Source organism: Moraxella sp. CTOTU49097, from assembly GCF_032064105.1.
Classification (GTDB): domain Bacteria; phylum Pseudomonadota; class Gammaproteobacteria; order Pseudomonadales; family Moraxellaceae; genus Faucicola; species Faucicola osloensis_B.
Window position 1 is genome coordinate 1 of record NZ_DAMBOA010000028.1, and the last position, 18,576, is coordinate 18,576.

The 18,576-nt window shown below is 45.0% G+C and carries 18 protein-coding genes; 9 read left to right on the plus strand and 9 right to left on the minus strand.

What is annotated here, in order from left to right; all coding sequences use genetic code 11:
* Both RT064_RS10210 and rimI read left to right on the plus strand, forming a co-directional pair.
* Positions 1-77: EF-Tu C-terminal domain-related protein (locus tag RT064_RS10210; protein ID WP_472796508.1), on the plus strand; the 77-nt coding region annotated here is incomplete at its 5' end.
* A gap of 58 nt (positions 78-135) precedes the next feature.
* Entirely contained in the window at positions 136-645 is a 510-nt protein-coding gene (rimI, locus tag RT064_RS10215) for a ribosomal protein S18-alanine N-acetyltransferase (RefSeq protein WP_313063198.1), read from the plus strand.
* Here the strand turns inward: rimI and RT064_RS10220 are convergent.
* Genes RT064_RS10220 through trxB form a run of 3 tightly spaced genes read right to left on the minus strand, consistent with a single transcriptional unit; the run spans position 638 to position 3,289 of the window.
* The gene (locus tag RT064_RS10220) at positions 638-1,456 is read right to left on the minus strand and encodes an arginyltransferase (protein ID WP_313063200.1); all 819 of its coding nucleotides are present in this window, start codon (positions 1,454-1,456) and stop codon (positions 638-640) included. The genes rimI and RT064_RS10220 overlap by 8 nt on opposite strands.
* Before the next feature lie 27 nt (positions 1,457-1,483).
* On the minus strand, positions 1,484-2,275 hold the full coding sequence (aat, locus tag RT064_RS10225) for a leucyl/phenylalanyl-tRNA--protein transferase (RefSeq protein ID WP_313063201.1): 792 nt from the start codon (positions 2,273-2,275) through the stop codon (positions 1,484-1,486).
* Positions 2,276-2,290: 15 nt separating this feature from the next.
* Positions 2,291-3,289, minus strand: a complete 999-nt coding sequence (gene trxB / locus RT064_RS10230; protein ID WP_313063202.1) for a thioredoxin-disulfide reductase — start codon at positions 3,287-3,289, stop codon at positions 2,291-2,293.
* Between the two features lie 442 nt (positions 3,290-3,731).
* Here trxB and RT064_RS10235 point away from each other — a divergent pair, with 442 nt between their 5' ends.
* Complete coding sequence (locus RT064_RS10235; RefSeq protein ID WP_313063203.1) at positions 3,732-6,740, plus strand: DNA translocase FtsK; 3,009 nt, start codon at positions 3,732-3,734, stop codon at positions 6,738-6,740.
* A 72-nt stretch (positions 6,741-6,812) separates the two neighbouring features.
* Here the strand turns inward: RT064_RS10235 and RT064_RS10240 are convergent, their stop codons facing one another.
* Positions 6,813-7,178 carry a RidA family protein gene (locus tag RT064_RS10240; protein WP_204156498.1) on the minus strand — a complete coding sequence of 122 codons (366 nt, stop codon included), beginning with the start codon at positions 7,176-7,178 and terminating at the stop codon, positions 6,813-6,815.
* Between the two features lie 86 nt (positions 7,179-7,264).
* Positions 7,265-8,518, minus strand: a complete 1,254-nt coding sequence (locus tag RT064_RS10245) for a D-amino acid dehydrogenase (protein ID WP_313063205.1) — start codon at positions 8,516-8,518, stop codon at positions 7,265-7,267.
* 150 nt (positions 8,519-8,668) lie between these two features.
* On the opposite strand from RT064_RS10245, the gene RT064_RS10250 reads away from it, so the two are divergent.
* A complete protein-coding gene (locus tag RT064_RS10250) occupies positions 8,669-9,139 on the plus strand; it encodes a winged helix-turn-helix transcriptional regulator (RefSeq protein WP_060996073.1) in 471 nt (156 codons plus the stop codon).
* A gap of 126 nt (positions 9,140-9,265) precedes the next feature.
* Here the strand turns inward: RT064_RS10250 and RT064_RS10255 are convergent, their stop codons facing one another.
* On the minus strand, positions 9,266-10,912 hold the full coding sequence (locus tag RT064_RS10255; protein WP_313063215.1) for an NAD+ synthase: 1,647 nt from the start codon (positions 10,910-10,912) through the stop codon (positions 9,266-9,268).
* A gap of 583 nt (positions 10,913-11,495) precedes the next feature.
* Here RT064_RS10255 and RT064_RS10260 point away from each other — a divergent pair.
* Entirely contained in the window at positions 11,496-11,750 is a 255-nt protein-coding gene (locus tag RT064_RS10260) for a hypothetical protein (protein ID WP_096488525.1), read from the plus strand.
* Between the two features lie 26 nt (positions 11,751-11,776).
* Here RT064_RS10260 and RT064_RS10265 read toward each other — a convergent pair whose 3' ends face one another.
* Both RT064_RS10265 and RT064_RS10270 read right to left on the minus strand, forming a co-directional pair.
* Positions 11,777-12,070, minus strand: a complete 294-nt coding sequence (locus RT064_RS10265) for a cell division protein ZapA (RefSeq protein ID WP_099833526.1) — start codon at positions 12,068-12,070, stop codon at positions 11,777-11,779.
* 63 nt (positions 12,071-12,133) lie between these two features.
* Positions 12,134-12,538, minus strand: a complete 405-nt coding sequence (locus RT064_RS10270; RefSeq protein ID WP_248148354.1) for a hypothetical protein — start codon at positions 12,536-12,538, stop codon at positions 12,134-12,136.
* A gap of 248 nt (positions 12,539-12,786) precedes the next feature.
* On the opposite strand from RT064_RS10270, the gene RT064_RS10275 reads away from it, so the two are divergent.
* From RT064_RS10275 to RT064_RS10285, 3 genes are all read left to right on the plus strand, one after another.
* Positions 12,787-13,527 (plus strand): UPF0149 family protein, encoded by a 741-nt coding sequence (locus RT064_RS10275; protein WP_313063208.1) that lies wholly within the window; start codon positions 12,787-12,789, stop codon positions 13,525-13,527.
* Between the two features lie 78 nt (positions 13,528-13,605).
* Positions 13,606-14,799, plus strand: coding sequence for an acetylornithine deacetylase (gene argE / locus RT064_RS10280; RefSeq protein ID WP_313063209.1), 1,194 nt, complete (start codon positions 13,606-13,608; stop codon positions 14,797-14,799).
* Between the two features lie 16 nt (positions 14,800-14,815).
* Positions 14,816-16,165 (plus strand): aminopeptidase P N-terminal domain-containing protein, encoded by a 1,350-nt coding sequence (locus RT064_RS10285; RefSeq protein ID WP_313063210.1) that lies wholly within the window; start codon positions 14,816-14,818, stop codon positions 16,163-16,165.
* 105 nt (positions 16,166-16,270) lie between these two features.
* Here the strand turns inward: RT064_RS10285 and RT064_RS10290 are convergent, their stop codons facing one another.
* Positions 16,271-16,744, minus strand: a complete 474-nt coding sequence (locus tag RT064_RS10290) for an arsenate reductase ArsC (RefSeq protein ID WP_313063212.1) — start codon at positions 16,742-16,744, stop codon at positions 16,271-16,273.
* A 436-nt stretch (positions 16,745-17,180) separates the two neighbouring features.
* On the opposite strand from RT064_RS10290, the gene RT064_RS10295 reads away from it, so the two are divergent.
* Positions 17,181-18,575 (plus strand): sodium-dependent transporter, encoded by a 1,395-nt coding sequence (locus RT064_RS10295; RefSeq protein WP_313063213.1) that lies wholly within the window; start codon positions 17,181-17,183, stop codon positions 18,573-18,575.
* Position 18,576: the final 1 nt, after the last annotated feature.

Consider the following 18,576-nt stretch of genomic DNA (forward strand, 5'->3'; position numbering starts at 1 on the left):
ACCAAGGCTTACGCTTTGCAATCCGTGAAGGTGGCCGTACTGTAGGTGCGGGTGTCGTTGCTAAAGTTAACGACTAATCGTTAATAAGCATACAAAAGAGTCACTTCGGTGGCTCTTTTTTTATGGAAATAAATTATGATTGCAATACAGATATATAAGTTAGATAAAACGAGTACACAAGATAATGCTTCAGACCATATACTAGCGCAGCTGGCACAAATTGAATCCGAGCTGTTTGTCCACGATGCTTGGTCGGCCGCGCAAATCAATTCACTGCTCGCGCAGCCATTTAACCATATAATTTATGCGACAGACGAGCTGAATCAGCGATTGGTCGGCTATTGTTTTTATAGCCACATATTTGAAGATGCAGAGATTTTAAAAATTGGAACTTGTCTTGATTATCAAAAGCAAGGTATTGCAAGCCAATTGCTAACGGCTATGGCGCAAATGTGCCAAGCAACGGGTGCCGAGCGGGTGCTATTAGAGGTAAGAGAAGATAATTATGCAGCCATTACATTTTATCAAAAACATGGGTTTGAACAGATTGCCGTTCGCAAAAATTACTACGATAATCATGACATGACCAAAACCCATGCGTTAATTATGCAGCGCAAATTCAATGCTACATTAAATGCTAAGTAGTATTCCACATGTTTAGGTAATGCGCTTTTATCGCTTGTTGAAGCAGCGGCTCAACTTGCGCGGCTGTGACAGCCTCATCGAAGCGATGCCACTGTTGATTGATTAATAATTCAGTGGGATAAAAACGCGATTTATAGGCCATCTTATCCGAATTTGGTACCCAAAAACCTAAATATAAATAAGGTAATCCAAGACGTTTAACATAATCAATTTGGGTAAGTATCGCAAGGGTGCCTAAACTATTTATGGTTGCATCGGGATCATAGAAAGTATAGACCGCGGATATGCCGTCATCTAATTGGTCGCAAACTGCCACCATGACTAATTCATCGTGAAGCCAAAACTCCATAAAAAATGACTGGGTAAAGCTATATTGTAGAAACTGTTTAAACCCTTGTAAATTGGGTGGATACATATCGCCATCACTATGGCGAGCGCAGATATAGCGAGCATATAGCATAAAATGTGATTCATCTGCGTCATCACAAGCCGTAATTACCACATCCATCTCGTGCGATTTTTGCCACAGTTTGCGCTGGGTACGATTGGGTTCAAACTCGTTAACTACTAAACGTGTAGATATACAGCGTTGACAATGAAAGCATACAGGGCGATATAGATGTTGTCCACTACGCCGATACCCGAGCCGTGAAAACTGAGAAAAAATAGGCGTATCTAAACGTTCATCCTTTGCTAATTCAATCAGTTCTAAACGTGCTGCACGGTCGGGCAAATAACTACATTGATGCAGCGGCGTCAATTGGCTGGTCAATGCCAGACTAGTAGAAGGATGGGGTGGTTTTAACGTCATTAGTGCTTTTAAATACCCTTAACTTACCTAGATTTGAGCAGATGGAGGTAGATAATAAGTCATCAAATCCTCATTTAACAGTTGATTGAGTGGCAATTTTTGACCGCAAATCGATGACCAATCAATACTCGGTAGCGCTAATTGTTGCGCAAGCTTATCTAAAAATTCCGCTCTAGGTACGATGGATGCACCTAAACGCAGCAAATGTGGGTTAGGCAACTGACAATCCACCCAAGCAAATTGGGAATGTGCACACAGCTGCATTAACACAAAAAAAGCCGCTTTAGACGCATCTGTCACTCGGTGAAACATACTTTCACCAAAAAAAGCTTGTCCTAGCTTTAGCCCATACAGACCACCAATCAACTCATCATCATCCCAAATCTCGACACTGTAAGCGACTTGCTCGGCATGGAGCGCCGTATACGCTTCAATCATAGCGGGACTGATCCAAGTGGCTGATGCAGAAGCTTGGGCATAGGCACGGGTATCGGCACAGGCGGCAATGACCTCAGTAAAGGCAAGATTGAGGGAAAACGTCCAACCTGCATTTTTGATACGCCTTTTTAGGGTTTTACTGGCGTGAAAATCGCTAGGATAAATAATACAGCGCGGGTCAGGCGACCACCAAGCGATGGGCTCGCCTTCATTAAACCAAGGAAACATGCCTTGGCGATAAGCACACACTAAGGTGTCAGCTGCCAAATCACCCCCCAGCGCAATCAACCCTTCACCGTCAGGGTCTGCCGCCATCGGGTCGGGAAATTGATAACGGCAACCGAAAGGGCGTTGTAATGGGTGGTAATTTGGCAATGGCATCGTTCAAGGCATTAGCTAAATAGCAGAGGTGTTGGCTGATACCGTGGTATCGGCATTCGCTAGATTGACGATATCTAAATATTTTTCTGCATCCAACGCCGCCATACAACCCGTGCCTGCCGAGGTAATCGCTTGGCGATAAATATGATCTGCCACATCCCCACAGGCAAACACGCCTTCGACACTTGTCGCTGTGGCATTGCCATCTAGACCGCTTTTGACCACGATATAACCATTATTCATTTCAAGCTGATCTTGGAAAATATCGGTGTTGGGTTTGTGCCCAATCGCCACGAACATACCAGGGGCGTTGATGGTTTTGGTAGACTGGTCTTGGAGATTTTCAATCACCACACCTGTCACGCCTGCGTCATCACCCACCACTTCTTTGACTTGGCTGTTCCATTCGATGGTCACATTGCCATTTTTTTGTTTTTCAAATAGTTGGTCTTGCAGAATTTTTTCTGATTTTAATTTATCACGTCGATGCACTAGGGTGACGTGGCTTGCGATATTTGATAGATACAAGGCTTCTTCAACCGCTGTGTTGCCACCGCCAATCACTACCACAGGTTTGCCGCGATAGAAGAACCCATCACAGGTCGCACAGGCAGAGACGCCAAGCCCCATAAATTTTTGTTCAGAGGCGAGACCCAAGTATTGGGCTGATGCCCCTGTCGCTACAATGAGCGCATCACACGTGTAAGTGGCGCTATTACCCACTAAGGTAAAGGGTCGCTGACTTAGGTTCACTTGGTGGATATGGTCATACACCAATTGGGTGCCAAAACGCTCGGCATGGGCTTGCATGCGTACCATCAAGTCAGGTCCCGTCAAGCCTTGTGGATCGCCAGGCCAGTTATCAACTTCAGTGGTGGTAGTCAACTGCCCGCCAGTCTGCATACCTGTGATAATGACCGGTTTTAAATTGGCGCGCGCTGCATACACGGCGGCAGAATAACCCGCTGGACCTGAACCCAAAATAATAAGCTGGTGATGGATAATTTCTGACATACGTCTTTCCTAACAATCGCTGAATAATAAACTAAATAATAAAATAGGCTAATTTTTGATTCATAAGTAAGATAGGGGCTAACATCGAAAATAGCAAGTAAATGTTATTTTTATAACAGATTCATCGCGCAATCAAAGCTCAAGCAACGCTCAAAAATGGCGTAAGCTTGTTATCAAAAAATACCCTACTATCCGGCTTTGTTGGCACAAACCGCATTTATCATAGCGCTTGAATTGACTGATTTAACAAAGTAATTTTTCGCAAAAAAAGCTCAGCAACGCACCACTGAGATTTGATATGATAGTCGATTAAAAGGGTGATTTTAGTCAACGTTTTCCCAAAATCATTGTTTTTTCACAATCACTATCAGTCAGTCATGGCTGAACAAAGCGTTGGCTTACGGCTTACCCAAAGCGGGTTCAAATTCAAAGGTAAATTGCGTTGTCTTATTATATTCGTCAAAGTGTGCTTACGATTATCTGGCTAATCGTGGCATTATTGTTAGTCATGTCCCTCATCAGTTATTCTGCCAATGATCCTAGTTGGTCGCATATCAGTAGTGCGGCAAATGAAGTCAGTAATTTGGCAGGCACGGGTGGTGCTTGGCTGGCTGATATTTTGTATGCGTTTTTGGGCGCGGCAAGCTGGTGGCTCATTGTCATTGCCTGTTATGAAGCTTGGAATGTATGGCGCCATGATGTAGAGCCTAATGGCTTGTTACGTTTTTTGGGTTATATCTTTTTAATCATTGCTACCGCAGGGCTGACAGGGGTGTTATCGTTTGGCTGGTTGGCGCAAGGCATGATCGGGCAAATCGTCGGCAACGGGCTTAGTAGTTTATTAACCTACTGGGGGACTTTGTTGTTTTTATTGGTATTTATTGCCATCACCGTGACGTTTACCTTTGATTTACATTGGCATGAGATTTTATCAGGTCAAGCCATTCGCAGCCGCCTACACGCTGAAGCCGCAGATGAAGAAGAAACCAATACTGAATTCAAAGCGACTGCTCAAGAAGCAAGCCAAGCAAAACCAAACGACACCGCGCAACTGCCTTTGCCATTAGCCACCCATGACGCAGAGCAAGCGGCTGATGACAGTAATCATCTAGCGGATAATGAGGATTTTGTCGGTAGTCCACTCGATGCGTTTTTGGATGAAACGGGCTTTAGTGAAATCAAAGATTATGAATGGCTCGAAGAAAACGATGCCACCAATCCATTTAAACCCGTCAGCTCAACCTATGTGGCAAATACCAAGCTGACCAAAAAACTCGATGAAAAACTGCAAAGTGAAATCATTAAAAAACCGTTTAAAATGCCTACCTTGAACAGACCCCATTCAGTACAGGTAGCCTCGCAACTCACTGAGCCAACTCAGACAAAGCAGCCAAGTGTAGATAGTGTAGACGTATCGCAAGCTACGCCAACTATGGATGACGCATCTATGATGTTTGCCGCAGGCACAGGGGAGCTAGCAGATAGACAAATTTCTAAGCCTATAGCGGGTGCAGAGATGGCTGAACAGGACGAGACTAGTGATTCGTCAGATTTGGATCATTTAGCGGATAGCGTAGATGCGGGATATGAAATATCACAAACTCCTGTGCTAGAGCCACCATTCGAGGGCATTAAAACAGAGGGCGTTGGAGCAGAAAGTATTGAAGCAGAAGGTGTAGAAGGTATTGAAACACCATCCCTGTCAGTCGCATCGTTATTGGGTATGCGACAAGTCCCAGCGCAAGCCGTCACCCAGATTCCTGGCAACGATATTGCTGCCCCCGAGATTGATGATAATCAGATAACGTCTTCAATACCGACCCATAGTCGGTCAGTGGAGTCTGAGCTACTCGACCAAATCGAACAGCCCGCAGCGCCTCAGGTCAATCAGCCGCTTGATATCAATGACGATAGCCTATTTAGTCAGAAATCGCGTGCCATGCAAACCGCAGCTTATCGTGCCAATTTAAGCCCATTACCGGAATTATCGCTGCTTGATTTGCCCGACCCCGATCGCAAGCCAAGCTACAGCCGCGAACAGTTGCAGCAGCTATCAGCGCTGTTAGAAATCAAGCTACAAGAATTTAATATCAAAGCAGAAGTGGTTAATGCGCAAATGGGTCCAGTGGTGACGCGCTTTGAAGTCTCGCTGGCGCCAGGGCTTAAAGCAAGCAAGGTGACGGGCATTGCCAAAGACTTGGCTCGGTCGCTATCTATGGCATCGGTGCGTGTGGTGGAAGTGATTCCAGGTAAACCTTATATCGGTATCGAAGTGCCCAATCCGCAGCGCCAAATGGTACGACTCATCGAACTGCTGAAAACAGAAGCTTATCAAGACCCCGATGGCTTAATCAGTATGGCAATGGGCAAAGATATTGCAGGTAGACCGATTATTGCGGATTTGGCGAAAGCGCCACACATGCTAGTCGCAGGTACCACAGGTTCGGGTAAATCAGTGTTGGTGAATTCGCTGTTATTGTCAATGCTGCTCAAATACACACCAGAACAACTGCGATTGATTTTGATTGACCCCAAACAGCTCGAGCTTGCCAACTATGGCGATATTCCGCATCTGCTCACCCCCGTAGTCACCGATATGACCGAAGCAGCCAGTGCTTTGGCGTGGAGTGTGGCGGAGATGGAACGTCGTTATCAGCTGATGTCATTATTCAAAGTGCGTAAGCTTGATGAATTCAACAAAAAAGTCATAGCAGCTGAACAAAATGGTGAGCCGTTACTAGATCCACTGTGGCGACCCAATGACAGTGTCAGCCAAGATAGAGCGCCAAAGTTAAAACCGTTGCCACAAATTGTGATTGTGGCGGATGAGTTTGCCGACATGATTATGCAGGTGGGCAAACAAGCGGAGGAGTTGATTACCCGTTTGGCGCAAAAATCGCGTGCCGCAGGGATTCATTTGATTTTGGCGACCCAGCGCCCTTCAGTGGATGTGATTACTGGCTTGATTAAAGCCAATATTCCCGTCCGTGCCGCACTTCGCGTCAACTCAAAAGTCGACTCGCGTACCATTTTGGATGCCGGTGGCGCAGAGGATATGCTTGGGCATGGGGATATGCTGTTTTTAGGACCTGGTCAAATCGAGCCTAACCGTGTACATGGTGCTTTTATCAGCGATGCGGAAGTCAACCGTGTGTGTGATGCATGGCGCGAGCGTGGCGCACCTAACTATATTGATAATATGTTCGATAACTTTGAGCTAAGCTCAGCGCCAAGTGGTGGCGATGCTAGTGGGTCTAGCAATGGCGAAGAAGACCCACTGTATGATGATGTAGTGGCGTTTTTGCTTGAAACCCGTAAGGTCTCTGCATCAAGTATTCAGCGCAAATTTAGCATCGGCTATAACCGTGCAGCACGTATCGTTGATGCCATGGAAGAGGCGGGCTTGGTAAGTGGCATGACCAAAAGTGGTAAACGTGAGCTATTAATGTAGAGGTTAGACAAATAAAAAAGGTGTGATTCATGCACCTTTTTTATTTAACCTTTTGAGCGGCGATGGGTTCATTTAGTCTATGGTATTTTGCACTGCGACTACGACAATTTCTAATTTCCACAAAGGATTAACCAACTCAGCTTTGACTGTGGCACGGGTAGGCTTTGGACAATCGGCTAACCAATCGCTCCACATGCTATTCACCACCGCAAAATCCGCCAAATCCTTGATAAAAATCTGAGCGGTTAGTAGACGTGATTTGTCGCTATTGGCTTTGGCGAGCATGGCGTCGATATTGTCTAGCACTTCTTTGGTTTGTGTGTGGATATCGGCAGTATCAGTATTTGGCACTTGTCCTGCGAGATACACTACTTGGTTAAAAATGGTAATTTCACTTAGATAGTCATTGCTATCAAATCGTTGAATTTGTGCGGTCATGGTGTTTTCCTTGTGAACGGATAAATGTTATTGATGCATAGTCTTTACAAATACTATTTACAGGTACTTTTAATAGCAAGTAGATATTAGGAATAACGCTGTAATGATAAGCCATCAATGCGAATGTCAGGCGTTTTGCCGAGCACCAAATCGCTGATTAATTTGCCAGAGCCACACGCCATTGTCCAACCCAATGTGCCATGTCCTGTGTTCAAAAATAAATTGCGATACCGAGTCGCGCCAATGATAGGGGTACTATCTGGGGTCATCGGACGTAGCCCTGTCCAAAAACTTGCGTTTGGCAAATCACCACCCGCAAATAAGTCCTGCGTGACCATTTCGAGTGTGGCACGGCGCTGCGGGTTTAGCGTTACATCAAAACCACTTAATTCTGCCATACCGCCCACGCGAATGCGGTTGTCAAAGCGAGTAATGGCGATTTTATAGGTTTCATCAAGCACCGTTGATTGGGGCGCTAAATCAGCATTAATAATCGGCACAGTCAGTGAATAGCCTTTGACAGGGTATACAGGCAGATTAAGCTGTAACGGTTGCAAAAGCGCCCGCGAATAACTGCCCAACGCCAATACATATTGGTCTGCCGTTAATAACTCACCATTTACCATCACCCCTTTAATCGCCCCAGCGTCGACTACTAGCTTTTCAATGGTTTGATTGTATAAAAATTTTACCCCCAGCGCTTTGGCTTGCTGCGCTAATGCTTGGCAAAACAAAAAGCAATCGCCTGTTTCATCATGCGGCAAATGCAATCCACCAACCAGCTTATCCGTGGCATTTGCCAACGCGGGCTCAATCTCAGCCAACGCCTTGCTGTTGTCAATCAGCTTAAAAGGCACGCCTGAATCTTGCAGCACCTTAATATCTTGCTGTACAGCCTCTATTTGGGCGGGTTTACGAAAAACCTGTAAAGTACCTTGTGAGCGGTTTTGGTAGCTAATGCCGGTGTCTTGACGCAACTGCTGCAGACAGTCGCGGCTGTATTCTGCCACTCGTACCATACGCTCTTTGTTGATGGCATAGCGCTTGGCATTACAGTTTTTGAGCATTTGTAGCATCCATTGTAACTGCCACAGACTACCATCTAATTTGATGGCTAAAGGGGCGTGTTGTTGGAATAGCCATTTAACCGCCTTCAATGGAATACCAGGCGCTGCCCAAGGGGTAGAGTAGCCAGGGGAGATTTGCCCAGCGTTGCCAAAACTGGTTTCTTGTGCGGCACCCGCTTGGCGGTCAATCACCGTGACTTCTACGCCTTGCCTGGCTAAATAATAGGCACTTGTCACCCCAATCACGCCACTACCCAGTACCAATACGCGCATACTCACCCCCAAATATCTGCTTAATTATCAGTTAATTTTGCTAGTATAAGTAAAGTTTTGCAGTGAATTTTGCTGTTTTTATGCTAGAATTTTGCGGATATTATCGGTTTTCTCATGTCAATCATCAAAAAACAGGGTTTTCATTTTGCTATGCGTACTTTAGACCGTACCGACCGTTTAATCCTTGAAATCTTGCAACAACAAGCCAGAATTTCTATCAGCGAATTGGCCGCCAGAGTTAACCTATCAACCACGCCTTGCTCAGACAGGGTTAAGCGCTTGGAGCGTGAAGGTATTATCACAGGTTATCATGCGCGGTTAAATCCAAATTTGGTCAATAAAAGCTTGTTGGTGTTTTTGGAGATAAAGCTATCTACCAAGTCGGGCGATGTCTTTGAACAAGTGAGCAAAAAACTTTCAGAAATTCCCGAGATACTGGAATGTCATTTGATTTCGGGTGAGTTTGATTTTTTGGTCAAAGCGCGGCTGAAAGAGATGAGTTCTTACCGTAAGTTACTGGGCAATATCTTAAAACAATTGCCAGCGGCGGTGGAAACCCACAGTTTGATTGTGATGGAAGAGATTAAAGAAAGCTTGCATTTGGATGTGACAATGACCTAACTGTCGTGCAAGCTTTACGATATATGCTTTACGATATATGCTTTGTGATAAATGCTTTGCGACAGATGAAAAAAAGACTGCCAAATCGCAGTCTTTTTATGTTTTCCCGTCTTAGAGCTTTGGAAATTAGATTTTTGGAAACTCTAGCGACCAGTGGTTGACGAGTGGGTAGCGACGCTCACGCCCAAAGGCACGGTGAGTAATCTTGGTGCCAATCGCCGCTTGACGACGTTTGTACTCATTGCGGTCTACCATACTGAGTACTTTTTTCACCACATCTTTATCATAACCGGCTTCTACAATCGCATCATACCCAAAGTCGCGATCGATATACAGCTCCAGCATTTTATCGAGGGTATCATAATCAGGCAGACTGTCTTGGTCTTTTTGGTCAGGGCGAAGCTCAGCAGAAGGCGGACGCGTAATCACACGCTCAGGAATCACCGGCGTTTCTTCTAGTCGGTTGCGATAGTTGGCGAGGGCATACACTTGGGTTTTATACACATCTTTTAAGACATCAAATCCGCCTGCCATATCCCCATACAATGTCGCATAGCCCACGGCCATCTCTGATTTGTTGCCAGTGGTGATGACCAGATGACCAAATTTGTTGGACAATGCCATCAGAATCATGCCACGCGCACGGGCTTGGATATTTTCTTCCGTGGTGTCGGCGGTGGTATTGCTAAACATCGGCTCCAGCGTATGACGCATGCCTTCAACCGCGGCATGAATCGGGCACACAGTATAAGACACGTTGAGTCGGTGTGCCTGTGCTTGTGCGTCTTGTAGGCTGATTTGCGAGGTGTACTCATAGGGCATCATGACCGCATAGACTTTATCAGCACCTAAGGCATCAACCGCGATACATAGCGTGAGCGCCGAGTCTATCCCGCCTGACAACCCAACCAATACGCCTTTAAAGCCAGAATGATTGACATAATCACGCAAGCCGACAACCAGCGCTTGATAAGTTTCAGCGATTTGGCTCAATGCAAGCGGTGATTTACGCTGTTCTGATAATATCACTTGACCGCTTTGGGCATCGTGACGAGCAACCACATACAGGGTATGCTGCAAAAATCTTGGCGCTTCTTGGACGATTTTACCTTGAGCGTTGACGACCATCGAGCCGCCATCAAACACCAAGTCATCTTGACCGCCCACGCTATTGGCATACACAATCGGGATATTGTATTCAGTCGCACGACTTTTTAATAAAGCCTTACGTTGTTCTTGCTTGTTTTGCTCAAAGGGTGAGGCATTGAGGCTGATGATGATTTCTGCACCTTTTTCTTTCAGTGCGCGAATGGGTGCATCTTGCCATAAATCTTCACAGATAAGTAGCCCGATGGTCAGCCCTTGATAGTCAAACAACACTTGGTTGTGACCGGTATTAAAATAGCGGCGTTCATCAAACACGCCATAGTTTGGCAAGCATTGTTTGTGATAAAAGCCTTTTTGCTGACCATTGTGGATGATAGCCACTGAGTTAAACGTGCCATTGGGGTCAATGTGCGGATAACCCACTAGCATGACGATGTCTTTGACTGTGTAGAGCAATTCAAAAGCAAGTTTCACACGTGAGGCAAGACTTGGACGTAGTAACAAATCTTCAGGCGGATAACCCAGCAGTGATAACTCAGGGAAGACAATGATATTAGCCCCCTTGTCACGGGCGTCTTTAGCCAGCTCTACCATTTTTTTGGCATTGTTGATGACATCGCCGACAATAAATTGCTGCTGTGCCACCGCAATTTTTAGCCCCACCATAGAATCTGCTTGGCTAGTCGATTGGCTTGATGACTGAGAAGTTGACTGAGAAACTGATTGAGAAGTTGGCTGAGCAGGTTTTTGAGAAACTGGCTGTGGGTTTGCTTGTTGGCTTGGCGCATTGCTAGTATCAGCCGTGGGCGCATGGTTTGGCGTAGTAGCTTCGGTGGTCATTGACTCACTCGGCAGCTGCGTTGGTACGCTATCATCTGGGGTTAAATCAAGGTGTGACATGAAAAATCCTTCAGTAAAAATTTGTTATGGGTTCGTCCCTTTAGTCATAGCCGTCTAAAACGGTGTGCAAGCATCATGCCGCTATTATAATTATTGGTGGCAACAGCGATGGCATTACAAGATAAAATTATTCTACATTATATCGCTTTATGATGTGTTTACAATTGCAATCTTTAGACGCTACAACCGAAAAACGCTGCAACTGGTAAAATTAGCTTAAACATAGCATGAATAACCCATCAATGCGCGATTTTTTGCAGTATAATCAAACCTTACAATGCTAATTAACAGGCAGTCATAATTCTTAATTGGCAACGATGATTCGTTCATTAGACAATGAGGTGAAGCGATGTTTACCGCAATTTTTGTGGTTTTGGTGATTATGGGGCTTAGCTGGGTTGGGATGAAATGGATGTATCCACGACCACCGCAAGGCTATTTACAGCCGCAGCCAGGCGAGAGTACCGAGCCACGTGCGTGTGATTTTTGCCATCATACGTTAGCAGAGTGGCGAGGGATTGTAGAAGGGGATAAGTTCTTTTGTAATCAAGAACACCAAGCGGATTTTCATGCTGGCAAACATTACCAGCGCGCTCAAAATTAGTCGAATTTTATTTTACACTACAGACGTTAGGCAAAACGCGCAACGTCTTCTAACATTTTACCCACCAGGTCTTGCGCTTGGCTTTCATTTTCTTGATAGCGCTGTAAGTTTTCCGATTTTTCAAACAACGTCAACGCGCACAGTACCAATAATTCTTCTTGTGGTAGCTGAGGCGCTTGGCGGCGTACGTCTTGCATAAACTGGTTAATATAGCTTGCCGCACGCTGCAACGCAGGCTCTTCAGATTCTGGGCAATTGATGGTATAGCTACGACCATTGATCAGGATATCAACTTTTTTAATGCTTTGGGCAGATGCCATAAGATTTTCCTAACGTATTCAAATGTTTTAAACATCACTAAGGCTGGCTTAAATAGGGGCGGGTTAGTTTTCGCTGTCAATTTTTGCCAAGCGCTCTAACACAAGCTTGGTATGCTCTGCCGCAACGCGATTTTTTTCAATCAGTTTTTGATTTTGTGCGGTAAAAATCTGTAATTGGTTTTGGGTTTGTTCGTATTCGGTACTTAGCATGTTGTGAGATTCGGCAAGTGACTGATAGCGCTGCTCAAGTGCTTGATACTCTTCGGCTTGTCTGGCAAGTTGTTGTTGCAAATTTTGCTGCAGTTCTTTGCTGGCATCGAGCTCAGCTTGTACCGCTTGCAATTGGTCGGCGGTAATGGTTGGCTGTGCTTTAATACGGGTTAGCTCGCTACTGGCGAATTGATATTTATCGCGAAGCTTAGTCAATGCGGTTTGTAGCTGGGTCAGTTGGTCAATTAGGGTGCTCATGATATGATGTCTAGCCAGTAATCGAGTGAATAATCGAGTGAATAATCAAGTAAATCATCAAGAGCGACGTGATGGGCGCTCATTGACATGAATAGCAAAGGGCTTTTTTGGTATAACTATAGCGTGAAGGCTTAAAATTTGAGTGATACTTATATTATTTTACCACTTTAATAATGCCATAGTTGACCGCATTAAGGCTAGTATTATCTCAATGTTGATATAATTTTTTGTGAAAAAAGGGTAAAGCGATGGATGATTATATTTCGGGTTGGCAAGATTGGACACAAGCATTTGAGGATTGGCATGACGTCACAATTAGTGAGTTACATGGGCTACTCTCAGGGGTGCTTAGTGTGTGTGATGCGCCAACCGAGCAAGAGTGGCAACTGCTACTGACTGAGCTGAGCTTTACCGAGCTTGAGCCGAAAGCGTTAGAGATAGTGACTGAAGAGGGCGAGGATATGGTGGCGGTGTTAACCGATGATGCCGATAGCTATCAGTTTATGCCGTTGCTGCCTGATGACGACCATCCACTGTATGAGCGTTTGATGGCACTTAAGAACTGGGCAAATGGCTTTTTGACAGGCTTTGGCGTCACCGATAGTGCGCTACGCCCGGAAGAAAATAACCTATTTAATGACTTGGCAAAAATCGGCGCGCTGCGGGTTGATGCGTATGATGAGGCGCTGCAAGGGACAGACAATGCTGAAGGCGAAGTTGAATATATGGAGCTACTTGAGTTTGTGCGCATGATTCCTGTGAGTGTGTCACAAGGGCGGGTGCGTAAATCAGTCGCCAAGTTGCCGCTCATCGCAGGATTTGCCATGAATCGCCCTGTGGGTAAAGCCCAAGAGATTGATGAGGAGCATTTGGATTTTATTGAGCAGCTACGTGATGATGAACTCGATTGGGAAGCAGAAAAAGATACCAATGATGATTTTGTTACCCATATGGTCATTGATGCCATGACCGGTAAAAAGCCGAATTGATGTTAACACCCTATTTCGACTAGATTTACCCTGATAGGGTGTTTTAATGGTTTAAAATTTGAGAAAAATGGAACGACTATGGGCTATCCATCCAACGCCTTAGACTGGTTAACAAAGCTGATTGGTTTTAATACTGTCAGTCGCTACTCCAATTTGCAATTGATTGAGTATGTGGCGGGCTATTGTGAACAGTTGGGGTTGTCGCCACGTTTGACTTTTAATGCCGATAATAACAAAGCCAACCTCTTTGTGACTGTACCTGCGATGGGTAAGGGTGATAGCGTCCTGACAGGGGGTTTTGTGTTTTCCGGGCATACTGATGTAGTGCCCGTTGATGGGCAGGCATGGGATACCGATCCGTTTGTGGCGACCATTATAGAAGATAAGCTATACGGGCGTGGGGCTTGTGATATGAAAGGCTTTATTGCTTGCGCCTTAACCCTGTTGCCCACTGTGGTGCAAGCAAGCCGCGATAGAATGCTCAACAAACCGATTCATCTAGCACTGTCGTATGATGAAGAAGTGGGTTGTTTGGGTGCGCCATTACTGCTCGCGGATTTAAAAGCGCAAGGGATTAAGCCCGACTACTGTATCGTCGGTGAGCCGACCATGATGAAAATGGTCACCGCGCATAAAGGCATCCAAGTGTATCGCTGCCGCGTGCATGGCAAATCAGTGCATTCATCGCTGACCCCGCAAGGCGTCAATGCCATCAGCTATGCTAGTAAAATTATCAATTTTATTGATGAACTAGCCGAACAATTGCAACAACGTAACGACCAAGACATGGCGTTTGACGTACCATTTTCGACCTTGTCAGTGGGCACTATTACCGGCGGTACAGCAACCAATATCGTGCCCAACCTGTGCGAATTCACCTTTGATTACCGTAATTTGCCGCACATGAATGAAAGCCAAGTGATTGAGCCGATTCGTGCCTTTATCAAAACACTTGAGCCTAAGATGCACGCCATTGACAGCGACACGGGCATTGAGCTAACTCGCAACGAAAATGTCCCTGCCATGACCGATAAAGATAGCCAAGCCTTGCAACAGCTCATAGAAAATTTGGTAGATGAACAGCAGCGCCATAAAGTAGCGTATGCCACTGAAGGCGGGCAGTTTACCAATGCAGGCATTCCGACGGTGATTTGCGGACCTGGCGATATTGGCAATGCCCATAAACCCAATGAGTTTGTCAGTCTAAACCAATTAGCAAAATGCGAAAGCTTCTTACAGCAAATTCTTCAACAATGCTGTGACAGCCATTAAATTTTCTGGAAATATCATGTCAAATCAATTAACCATACAGTTGTTGCCCAAGCTTCCCCAAAGCCAATTTGCCAAACGCCGTGCCAAACTTGCTGACGCCTTGCCAAACAATAGCATTGCGATTTTGCAAACGGCACCCGCGCATATCCGCAATAACGATGCTGAGTATAAATACCGCGCCGACAGCAGTTTTTTCTACCTGACAGGCTTTACCGAGCCAGAATCAGTCATGGTTTTGGAAAAAACTGACCATGCCGTCAACTACACGTTATTTTTACGTGAAAAAGACAAACTACGTGAGATTTGGGATGGTAAACGGGTGGGGCTTGACGGTGCAACTGCAGATTTTGGCGCGGATAAAGCGATTGCCATTGGCAAAATTGATGAGGTGATGCCCACCTTGATTTTTGGTAAAAAACACGTGTTTGCCCGCTTTAATAATGAGCTGATTGACTGGCTTAATAAAGCCAAGCAACTGCAGCGCGGCGAAGGTGTGGTCGATACCGTCACCAATATTGATAGCCTTATCAATGAAATGCGGCTGATAAAAGATGAGTGTGAAATTGCACGCATGAAAGTCGCCGCCCAAATCAGTGCTTACGGGCATATTCGCGCCATGCAAAGCGTGGCACCTTTGATGCAGAAAAATCAGGGGAACGAAAGCAGACTGGAAGCTGAAGTTAACTATGCTTTTGCCCAATACGGCTGCGTACCTTCTTATAATAGTATCGTGGCTGGCGGGGACAATGCCAATATTTTGCACTATGTCGAAAACGACCAACCGTTGCACGATGGCGACTTGGTGATGATAGATGCGGGCGCCGAATACCAACATTATGCCGGCGATATTAGCCGTACTTTTCCTGTGAGTGGCAAGTTTAGCGACGTGCAAAAACAGGTGTATGACATTGTGCTAAATGCCAATATCGCCGCCATCAACAGCCTAAAAGCAGGCGAACATGGCAAAATCCATCATGAAACTGCGCTCAAAGTACTGACCCAAGGCTTAATTGATTTGGGGATTTTGACAGGCGACGTCGATCAGTTGATTGCTGATAAAGCCTACTTACCGTTTTATATGCATGGCACAGGGCATTGGCTCGGCTTAGATGTGCATGATGCAGGGCGGTATACTGGCGACGACGGTAAACCCAGAAAGCTTGAAAAAGGCATGGTGATTACCGTTGAACCTGGCTTGTATTTTGCCCATGACAATGCATTGGTACCCAAGAAATATCGGGGTATTGGCATTCGGATTGAGGATGATGTGGTCATTACTGAAGGTGAGCCGTTGGTTCTTACTCGTGATGTGCCAAAAACAACGGACGCGATTGAAGCGCTAATGCAGCAAAAATTTGATTTATAGATAGATTGATAGAGGCACATCTCTATATAGAGGAAAAGAAAAAAATAAAAAAAGAAAAGCACAGGACAGTTGGGCTTTTTTTGTGGTCAATCGTTTATCGGGATGTTAGGTATCCGCTGGTGGATGTGCCAAATGCGCGATTTTATCTTCGGGCAAGTTTGTCAACAAATGAATGCGCTGAGAGAGTTGGCGTAATACTTGGCTAAAGGCGGCTTTTTCCACCTCACTATGGGCTGATACACTGTCAGTGTCATTGATATGCCAATGTGCAGTCAGTGGGAATTTGCCATCAATGTCCGCATGTTGTTGTAAAGAATTGCACAGCCCAATCACCAAATCAATCTTTGGCGCGTTGTCTTGTAAAAACTGATTGATGGATTTGGGCGCTAAGCTTGCCACATCATAACCTTCTTGTTTTAATACCTCAAGCGTGAATGGATGCGCGCTAGGGGATGGCTCAACGCCTGCACTATAGGCTACAAAACGGTCACCACCAATTTTATTCAAAATGGCTTCTGCCATTAGGCTACGGCTAGCATTGTGCTTGCACAAGAACAACACGTTATAAGGCTGCGTCATCAATAAGTCCCTTGTCATCATTCTGCGAACGGTCAGCACGTTTGGGCGTGCAATTTTTAAGAATGAAATTTTACCTTTAATGACAAAAAATTGCTATCAAAATCCCCACAATTGTGCAAGTTTAAACCATTGACATTAACTATTAAGTTTTGCCAGCAATTCGCCATCAAATAGGTGAAAAAATTATTTATTCCAAAAAGTAATATTTAGTATAAAAATAATTTGCGTTTAATGAATTTTAAAAATAAATATTATAAATATTTGATTTTATTATATTTTATATAACTGTAAAAAAATAATGACTTGCTTGTATAACTTTTGGTTGGGTTTTGTGAAAAGAAAGTTTGACATTAACTATTGATTCATGAAAAATCTACATACTGCAAGATTCTCGTTGCAATTTTTTCATTTATTTACATTCGATTAGGGAGGGATTATGAGCACTAATCACAAGTCGTCTCATTCCCAGTGGAGCTCAAAAATTGGGTTTTTAATGGCTGCCGTGGGTTCTGCGGTCGGTCTCGGTAGTATTTGGAAGTTTCCTTACATGACAGGCGATAGCGGTGGCTCGGCATTTGTTATCGTGTTTATCATCAGTATCGCGCTTATTGGTTTTCCAGTGTTGGTCACTGAATGGCTGATTGGTCGCCGTGGACAAAGTAACCCAGCGGCAAGTTTTCGCAAAGCGGCGGTTGCCAATAACACCTCACCGGCTTGGAGTCTGCTTGGCTACTTTGGTATTTTAGCTGCTTTTATGATTTTGTCATTTTATAGTGTGATTGGCGGCTGGTCGCTTAATTACACCTTAAAAGCCGGTATCAATGCATTTGGTGGTCTCAATGCCGATGCCACTGGCAAAATTTTTGAGACGATGTTGGCAAATCCAACCGAAATGACGTTGTGGCACACAGCATTTATGGGCTTGACGGCGCTAATTGTGGCAGGCGGTGTATCAGCAGGTATTGAGAAAGCATCAAAAATCATGATGCCTGCGTTGGCTTTTATCCTATTATTTATCGTGGGATATAACGCGATTAATATGGATTTTGCCAAAGGCGCCGAGTTTTTGTTTAAGTTTGACTGGCAGCGTATGCAGGAAGTTGGCGTGGGTAAAGTGCTGATGGCAGCGCTAGGACATGCGTTCTTCTGTCTGTCACTGGGTATGGCGATCATGGTGAGTTATGGTTCATACCTAAAACAAGATGTTGATTTATTGGCAACCGCGCGTACGGTGATTATCTGGGATATTATCTTCTCATTGGCGGCAGGTCTTGCGATTTTCCCGATTTTATTTAGCAATCATCTGGATCCAGCGGCAGGTCCCGGTTTGGTGTTTGTGACCTTGCCAATCGCCTTTGGTCAAATGAGCCTAGGTGTGGTGGTGGGTACTTTATTCTTCTTGTTATTGACCTTTGCGGCATTGACGTCGTCGATTTCAATTCTTGAACCCATTGTCGAGTTCTTGGAAGAAAAAACCCCAATGAGCCGTAAAATCTGTACGCTAGTAGGGGCAGTGGCAACGTGGGCAGTGGGTGTACTTGCGTTATTGTCATTTAATAAATTGTCTGATTTTGCGGTATTTACTATCCACAAAAACGGTAAAGACATCCCACAAGGTATCTTTGACGCGCTAGATTATACGTCCAGTAAAATCATGCTGCCTTTGATTGGTTTGGGTACCATTATCCTCATTGGCTGGTTTATGGACCAAGAATCGGTAAAACGTGAATTGGGGCTCGATGGCATGAAATGGACTATTTGGCAAATTGTGGTAAAATTTGTCGCACCGATTGGTATCATCGCTGTATTTTTAACGGAGTTACTGGGTTAAT